This window comes from Salinarimonas sp. NSM (assembly GCF_052380005.1).
Lineage (GTDB): Bacteria > Pseudomonadota > Alphaproteobacteria > Rhizobiales > Beijerinckiaceae > Salinarimonas.
Genome location: NZ_JBQTCJ010000115.1, coordinates 1 through 2,864, shown reverse-complemented (window position 1 = coordinate 2,864; position 2,864 = coordinate 1). Strand labels below are relative to the sequence as shown.

The following is a 2,864-nucleotide window of genomic DNA, read 5'->3' as shown; positions in this document are numbered from 1 at the left end:
GCGCGGGGGCGTGCTCGGCACGATGGCGCGCGACGGCCTCCTCGCCCTGTCGGCGGCGGCGAGCCTCGCGGCGCTCGCGGCGCTCGCCTGGACCGCCGGCGCCCTCTCCCCGAGCACGCACGCGCACGACGCGGTCGTCGGCGCGCTCGTCGCCTACGGCGCGCTGCACGTGGTGATCGGCCTCGTCGCGAGCCTGTTCGCGCTCGCGCAGGTTCTGCGCGGCTACGCCTCGCGCGTGCGGCGCCTGCCGATCGAGGTCGCGGGCCTGTGGCAGCTCTACACCGCGGCGACGGGGCTCGTGGCGCTCGCCGTCGCCTTCCTCGCGCCGGAGGTGCTGCGATGAGCGTCTTCGCGCGCCCCGCCGGCCTGATCGGCCTCGTCGCCGGCTTCCTCGTCTGGTCGTCGGCCTTCCTCGTGCTCTACGGGCTGCACGCGCTCGGCTGCGCCTGGGGATGGGAGGCGCGCGCGGTCGGGCCGACCAGCGCGCTGCGGCTCGTCCTCGTCCTCGCCTGGGCGCTGCACGTCGCCCTCCTCGCCGCGCTCGCCCTCGCGGCGCGCCGGGGGCTGCCGCCGAAGGGGCTCACGGGGGAGGGAGAGGACCGCACGCCGGCGCTCGTCGCCGGGGCGACCCTCGTCCTCACGCTCGCGGCGCTCGTCGCCACGCTCTGGACCGGCCTGCCGGTCGTCGCCTATCCGCTGTGCACGTAGGAGCCGACGGAAGCGAACCTTTTCGCGCGCCGTCCCGACGAAGCCTCCGAGACCCCGGCACGCACCCTCGGAGCCCGCCATGAACCGCCCGCGCAACCGCCTCGCCGTCCTGCCCGGACCTCTCCCGGCCGCCCCCTTCGCCGTGCGCGACGCCCGCCGAAGCGCCGGGCCGCAGCGCCTCCTGCGTCTCGCGGCGGCGGTGGCCCTCGCGGGCCTCACGATGCTCGTCCTGCGCGCAGCGACGCCCGACGCCAGCGCGTCCGTCGCGCCCGCCGGCACGCCGACGGCGGCGCAGGGGACCCCGGGTCCTCAGGCCTGCGACCCGCGCCCCTGGCGGCAGCGATCCGCGCTGTGCAGCCAGGCGCTCCCGGGCGGCGAACCGCGCGTGGTGCGCGTCGTCGCCCTCGCGCCGACGACGCAGGCGCCGTAGAACCCGCCGTCCCGGTGACCCGCCCGGCTCAGCGGGCCTTGGTGAACTCGTCCGCGCGGACCTCGTGCGCCACGGCGTCGAGCACGGCGTTCACCAGCCCCGGCTCGTCCTCGCCGTAGAAGCCGTGGGCGACGTCGACGTATTCCGTGATGGCCACGCGGGCCGGTACGTCCTTGCGGAACATCAGCTCGTAGGCGCCGGCGCGCAGGATGGCGCGCAGCACGGCCTCGACGCGCTTCAGGGGCCACTTGGCCGCGAGCGCGGTGTCGACCTTCACGTCGATGGGGCGCTGCTCGCGCACGACGCCCTGGAGAATGTCGCGGAAGAAGTCGAGGTCGGAGGGAGCCGCCTCGACGCCCTCGACCTCGCGGCCGATCCAATGGGCCTCGAACTCGGCGAGCGCGTCGACGACGCCCTTGCCGGAGACGTCCATCTGGTAGAGCGCCTGCACGGCCGCGAGGCGGGCGGCGGCGCGGGCGGCGGCGCGGTTGGGCTTGCCCTTGTCGGCCATGGCTCAGGCCTCCCCGCGCAGGCGGCGCGCGAGCGCCGCGAGCCCGAGCGCGGCGCGCGCGGCGCCCCCGCCCTTGTCCATCTCGGAGACCCTGGCGCGCGCCCACGCCTGCGCCTCGTCCTCGACCGTGAGGATGCCGTTGCCCAGCGGCAACTTGCGGGCGACCGAGAGGTCCATCAGCGCCCGCGCGCTCTCGAAGGCGACGATGTCGAAATGCGCGGTCTCCCCGCGGATGACGCAGCCCAGCGTCACCACCGCCTCGTAGGGCCGCCCCGCGGCCGCGGCGGCGTCGAGCGCGATCGCGACGCAGGCGGGGATCTCGAGCGCGCCGTCGACGGTGAGCACGTCGAGGTCCGTCCCCGCAGCCGCGCAGGCCGCACGGGCGCCTTCCAGGAGCGCATCGGCGATGCCGTCGTAATAGCGCGCCTCCACGATCAGGACGCGCGCGCCCGGGAGGGGCGCGAGCGGGCGGCTCTCGGCATGCGTGGTGACCATGGCGGGGTGTCTCGTTCGCGGAAGGGCGGGTCGGGCGCCTCAGTTAAGGGGCGCGGGCGCGAAGGGCAAGTGGAACGCTGAAGGCGCGTCGCCGCGTCAGGAGACGTCCTTGACGAGGAGCGTCAGGTAGTCGCCGAAGCCGGCGCGCCGGTAGGCGGCGAGCGCACCCTCGTTCGCCGCGAGCGCGCCGATGGCCAGACGCTTCAATCCGGCCTCCCGCGTGAGCGCCTCCGCCTCCGCGAGGAGCGCGCGCCCGACCCCGCGCCCGCGCGCGTCCTCGACGACGACGAGGTCGGCCACCTGCCCGTAGCGGCGCACGTCCTCGCGGACGTAGGGGTGCTCCTCGTCGATCACGAAGACGAGCAGCCCGACGGGGTGGCCGTCCTCCTCCGCCAGCAGGACGCGGCCCTTGGTCCGCGCCACCCGCTCGACGGCGGCAGCGTAGGCCGCCTCGGCTGCGGCCCGCGTGGTGAGCCGATCGTCCACGAGCGTCGCCTCGTGGGCGTTGAGGACATCGATCAGGGCGACGCAGGCATCCCGATCGGCGGGGCCGGCGGTGCGGATGGCGAGGGTCATGGCGCGAGCTCACCGACTGAAAGACATGGGATACCCCTGGCGACGAGCGAGACGCGCTCCCCTCCCCCTCGTGGGGAGGGGCCGGGGGTGGTGTTCGGACCGGATATATCCCTGACGGAATGGACCGGTTGAGTGGTTGACAGT

The 2,864-nt window shown here is 75.5% G+C and carries 5 protein-coding genes and 1 pseudogene; 3 read left to right on the top strand and 3 right to left on the bottom strand.

Features of this window, described 5'->3' with window-relative positions; all coding sequences use genetic code 11:
* From ACTZWW_RS22525 to ACTZWW_RS22515, 3 genes and pseudogenes are all read left to right on the top strand, one after another.
* A pseudogene (locus tag ACTZWW_RS22525) lies at positions 1–343 on the top strand (hypothetical protein); the annotation flags it as partial.
* Positions 340–708, top strand: coding sequence for a hypothetical protein (locus ACTZWW_RS22520; protein WP_444783204.1), 369 nt, complete (start codon positions 340–342; stop codon positions 706–708). The pseudogene ACTZWW_RS22525 and the gene ACTZWW_RS22520, both read left to right, overlap by 4 nt.
* A gap of 79 nt (positions 709–787) precedes the next feature.
* Entirely contained in the window at positions 788–1,138 is a 351-nt protein-coding gene (locus ACTZWW_RS22515; protein WP_444783203.1) for a hypothetical protein, read from the top strand.
* A 28-nt stretch (positions 1,139–1,166) separates the two neighbouring features.
* Here the strand turns inward: ACTZWW_RS22515 and nusB are convergent, their stop codons facing one another.
* The 3 genes from nusB to ACTZWW_RS22500 form a co-directional block, all read right to left on the bottom strand.
* On the bottom strand, positions 1,167–1,649 hold the full coding sequence (gene nusB, locus ACTZWW_RS22510; RefSeq protein WP_444783202.1) for a transcription antitermination factor NusB: 483 nt from the start codon (positions 1,647–1,649) through the stop codon (positions 1,167–1,169).
* A 3-nt stretch (positions 1,650–1,652) separates the two neighbouring features.
* Complete coding sequence (ribH, locus tag ACTZWW_RS22505; protein WP_444783201.1) at positions 1,653–2,144, bottom strand: 6,7-dimethyl-8-ribityllumazine synthase; 492 nt, start codon at positions 2,142–2,144, stop codon at positions 1,653–1,655.
* A 96-nt stretch (positions 2,145–2,240) separates the two neighbouring features.
* Complete coding sequence (locus ACTZWW_RS22500) at positions 2,241–2,720, bottom strand: GNAT family N-acetyltransferase (protein WP_444783200.1); 480 nt, start codon at positions 2,718–2,720, stop codon at positions 2,241–2,243.
* Positions 2,721–2,864 lie beyond the last annotated feature (144 nt).

Excerpts from the sequence above, each read along its gene's own strand:
- ACTZWW_RS22500 (WP_444783200.1), bottom strand. The coding sequence starts at position 2,720 with ATGACCCTCGCCATCCGCACCGCCGGCCCCGCCGATCGGGATGCCTGC.
- ribH (WP_444783201.1), bottom strand. The coding sequence starts at position 2,144 with ATGGTCACCACGCATGCCGAGAGCCGCCCGCTCGCGCCCCTCCCGGGC.
- nusB (WP_444783202.1), bottom strand. The coding sequence starts at position 1,649 with ATGGCCGACAAGGGCAAGCCCAACCGCGCCGCCGCCCGCGCCGCCGCC.
- ACTZWW_RS22520 (WP_444783204.1), top strand. The coding sequence starts at position 340 with ATGAGCGTCTTCGCGCGCCCCGCCGGCCTGATCGGCCTCGTCGCCGGC.
- ACTZWW_RS22515 (WP_444783203.1), top strand. The coding sequence starts at position 788 with ATGAACCGCCCGCGCAACCGCCTCGCCGTCCTGCCCGGACCTCTCCCG.